The 4050-nt window shown below is 50.8% G+C and carries 3 protein-coding genes and 2 pseudogenes; 4 read left to right on the top strand and 1 reads right to left on the bottom strand.

Features of this window, described 5'->3' with window-relative positions; all coding sequences use genetic code 11:
* Positions 1–473: 473 nt before the first annotated feature.
* From ACTBDZ_RS15680 to ACTBDZ_RS15665, 4 genes and pseudogenes are all read left to right on the top strand, one after another.
* A complete protein-coding gene (locus tag ACTBDZ_RS15680) occupies positions 474–1592 on the top strand; it encodes a methyl-accepting chemotaxis protein (protein ID WP_438816001.1) in 1119 nt (372 codons plus the stop codon).
* A gap of 357 nt (positions 1593–1949) precedes the next feature.
* On the top strand, positions 1950–2873 hold the full coding sequence (locus tag ACTBDZ_RS15675; protein WP_438816000.1) for an SPFH domain-containing protein: 924 nt from the start codon (positions 1950–1952) through the stop codon (positions 2871–2873).
* Positions 2863–3321, top strand: coding sequence for an NfeD family protein (locus ACTBDZ_RS15670; protein ID WP_438815999.1), 459 nt, complete (start codon positions 2863–2865; stop codon positions 3319–3321). The genes ACTBDZ_RS15675 and ACTBDZ_RS15670 overlap by 11 nt, the downstream gene beginning before the upstream one ends.
* 114 nt (positions 3322–3435) lie before the next feature.
* Positions 3436–3666, top strand: a pseudogene (locus ACTBDZ_RS15665) (TraB/GumN family protein); the annotation flags it as partial.
* Between the two features lie 179 nt (positions 3667–3845).
* Here ACTBDZ_RS15665 and ACTBDZ_RS15660 read toward each other — a convergent pair.
* A pseudogene (locus ACTBDZ_RS15660) lies at positions 3846–3914 on the bottom strand (tail fiber assembly protein); the annotation flags it as partial.
* Positions 3915–4050 lie beyond the last annotated feature (136 nt).

Here is a 4050-nt window from a genome sequence, read left to right as displayed (position 1 = left end):
TGACGATTTTTTTTACTTTCACTTCATAATAATGAGTAAATATTAACCACTCTGGAGTGGTTACATGACGTCAGCAAAGAAAATATCATTGGCCCGTCTATTGCTGCCGATTAAATCGCACCTTCCTTAGCCAATCCGCATTCTTTGCCCTGACCGCAGAAAATGATGAAAATAACATCAACACTACGGTTGAACAAATCAAAAAAGACCGCAGCGTTATTGTTAAACATATTACGACGCTCAGTAATTATGTCCAGGACGATGCTGAACTCACGGCTGCGTTAAATACCATCAAACAGGACTATAGCAAGTTTGCCGAGGCCAGCGACACGCTGCTGAATCTGGCGAAAAACCGTCAGGACCTACGCCATCAAGCGCTTGAAGTCACCTGGCCTCTGGGCACTGCGCTCAAAAAAGATATCTCACAGTTCATCAGCAAAGCCGAATACCGTATGTGGCAAGCGGACCAAACGGTGAATCAAAGTTACAGCAGCATTCGCATCATACTGCTGTGCATTATTCTCGCAGGCGTCGTTATCAGCCTGACGCTGTCATTCGTGACGGCGCGCAGCGTGGTGTTGCCATTGCAGCAAGCGGTGTCATTGGCGGAGTCCGTTGCACAGGGCAACCTGACGCGATCGATCGCCCATCAGCGTAAAGATGAGACTGGCATCTTATTGAATGCGTTGAACAAGATGACCACCAATCTCCAACAGCTCGTCGGGCAACTGCGCGATGGTGCACACAACATTGCCTCCGCTACCGCCCAGATTGCGGCCGGTAACCTGGATCTGTCCGGCCGCACCGAAGAGCAGGCCAGTTCTCTGGGAGAGACAGCTGCATCAATGAACCAGCTAGCGGCTACCGTTAAAAACACCGCAGAAAATACCCAACAGGCCAATACGCTGGTGAACGATGCCGCACTGGAAATGAAAAACAGCGGTAGCAAAATGTCCGATGCCGCGAGCAAAATGCATGAAATCCGTGATTCTGCCAACCACATGGTAGAAATCATCGCCCTGATCGATGGCATTGCTTTCCAAACCAATGTATTGGCGCTCAATGCCGCCGTTGAAGCAGCGCGTGCAGGTGAACAAGGTCGCGGGTTTGCCGTGGTGGCTAGCGAAGTACGTAGTCTCGCGCAGCGTAGTGCCGCCGCAGCAAAAGAGATCAAAGCGCTGATCGACGATGCCGTGCACACCACACAACAAGGGATGGAACTGGTGGAAGGTGCCGAAACATCAATGAAAAACCTGAGCGCCAATGCCTCTCACATGAGCAGCATTATGTCGGAAATTGCGCACTCCAGCCGAGAACAAAGCGTCGGGATCGATCAGGTCAACATTGGTGTCGGGCAGCTTGATGCATCAACACAGCAAAACGCATCTCTGGTGGAAGAAGTCTCTGCGGCCGCACAATCTCTGCAAAATCAAGCACAACGCCTGACGGATGCCGTCGCCGTGTTTGTCATTACACCGACCAGCTCAATGACCGTGACGTCCCCGACAACAGCCTCTAAAACACCGTTACTGGCTGCTGCAAGTACAGGTTCCACCACAACATCATCAAATGATAACTGGACCACCTTTTAATCCAACCTCTTACCGGGGCGTATTAGCGCCCCTGCTTGCCTCACCTCTCGTTTTTGCTATTTTCAGATAATACGCCAATGACAACGCGTGATTACGCCTGCGAAAAGATGGTCACGTATTCAATGTGTTGCTCCGCAATAAAAATAGTATTCATGCTCTATGTTCTCTTCATGCATTCAGGCTGGTTTTAAACACCTTTTTTGCATGCCAGACTATGTAGCAATACACTCATTGAATACGTGACCGAAAAGATGGGCTTTATGCACCGACGGCGCTAGAATAGCCTTTTCAGGATGAAGAAAAATATAGTTTTATTTCAATAAATTATTTTTAAAACTACCTTTGGAGGTGAAAACCATGCTGAGTGTCATTCCCGTATTGATATTTGTTGCGCTGGTTATTGTATGGTCAGGGATCAAGATCGTGCCGCAAGGCTATCAGTGGACCGTAGAACGCTTTGGCCGCTACACCAAGACACTGATGCCAGGGTTAAACCTGGTGGTACCGTTCATGGATCGCATTGGTCGCAAAATCAATATGATGGAGCAGGTACTTGAGATTCCCTCCCAGGAAGTGATTTCCAAAGACAACGCCAACGTGACGATTGATGCCATCTGCTTTATTCAGGTAGTGGAAGCGGCACGTGCGGCTTATGAGGTCAGTTCGCTCGAATTGGCGATCAAAAACCTGACCATGACCAACATCCGTACCGTGCTGGGTTCTATGGAACTGGATGAAATGCTGTCGCAGCGTGACAGCATCAACACTCGCCTGCTGCATATTGTCGATGAAGCCACTGGCCCATGGGGCGTAAAAATCACCCGTATTGAGATCCGCGATGTGCGCCCACCCGCCGAACTGATCGCCTCGATGAACGCCCAGATGAAAGCCGAACGAACCAAACGTGCCGACATTCTTGAAGCGGAAGGGGTGCGTCAGGCTGCCATTCTCAAAGCGGAAGGTGAAAAGCAGTCGCAAATTTTGAAAGCAGAGGGGGAGCGTCAATCCGCGTTTCTGGAAGCAGAAGCCCGTGAAAGAGCCGCAGAAGCAGAAGCGCGCGCCACCCAGATGGTCTCTGATGCCATTGCCTCTGGTAATATTCAGGCCATCAACTACTTTGTAGCACAAAAATATACCGATGCATTGAAAGAGATTGGTTCTGCCGACAACAGCAAAGTTATCATGATGCCCCTGGATGCCAGCAATCTGATGGGCGCTATCGGCGGTATCGCCGAGTTGATTAAAGATAGCGGAAACGCCCGGAGCCAGAATGGACGTTGAACTGCTGGCTGAGAATGCCCACTGGGTGTGGCTCTCGCTCGGTGGTCTGCTACTGGCGGCTGAGATGCTTGGGGCCAGCGGTTATTTACTGTGGAGCGGCGTGTCTGCCGTTATCATTGGTTTGTTAACCTGGGTATTACCGCTGCCTTGGGCGTGGCAGGGAACGCTGTTTGCCGTGCTGACCATCATCATCGCGCTGCTGTGGTGGTACTGGCTGCGCAGCCGTTCACGCCGAATAGCAGATGCTACACTGCTGAACCAACGTAGTAGGCAACTGATAGGGGTGCGTGCCACTGTCACCGAAGCGGTTGAGGATGGCATCGGCCGTGCCAGAATCGGAGACAGCACCTGGCGGATCAAGACCGATGAAGCCCTGCCCGTCGGCACAACCGTTGAAGTGATTGCCGTTGATGGCATTACGCTACATGTCCGCGCCCTCAAGGTTTAACTGCCCTTCCCGACGATCCCCAACGGTAACAAGGTTGGGGATTTTTCATCCTTATGGAAGTATCCTCGCGCGGCATAAGCGGTTAGCATGAGCGTTTGTGGTTGATGGAGATAAATCATGACGTTACTGCGCCAACTGGCCACGTGGTTGGGATTAATTTCCCCGGTCGCCTATGCCTACCCCGCACTGGATGTGTCGCTGACAAACGGCGGACGCCTGCATTTGGTGGGCAGTATCCATATGGGCAGCGAAGCCATGTCTCCGTTGCCGGAGGTGTTGCTGCAACAATTGCAGCAGTCTACCGCACTGGTGGTAGAAGCCGATATCTCCGATATGGGTTCGCCGTTGCAGGAAGAGTACGTGTAGCGCGGCGAATTTTTTCGCATAGAGTTGCATATCATTTTGCATGCGAGATTACTTCAAAAACTGCGTTTTTTTGCATTATGTAGAATGATTCGTGAGATTGCCTGGCATGCTCAAGAGAAAGCCCGCCAATGACGGCGGGCTGGTAGAAATAACGGCTATTATTGTGGCTGCCCCGGCCACTCAATGTCAGGTGCAGTACTGACATCAATACGATTTAACATCACCCGATAGGTTTTCCACCGTCATTCCGCACCTACTTTAAGAATAAATTCGACGGTATCGCTCGCCGAGAACATCAACGATGGTCTTGTGAACAGAATTGAGGTTGGATACTTGTGGTGGTCTGTCACCAATACTGAACTC

This window comes from Symbiopectobacterium sp. (assembly GCF_051710365.1).
In the GTDB taxonomy this organism is placed as follows: domain Bacteria; phylum Pseudomonadota; class Gammaproteobacteria; order Enterobacterales; family Enterobacteriaceae; genus Symbiopectobacterium.
This window is presented reverse-complemented; position numbering and strand designations above follow the sequence as displayed.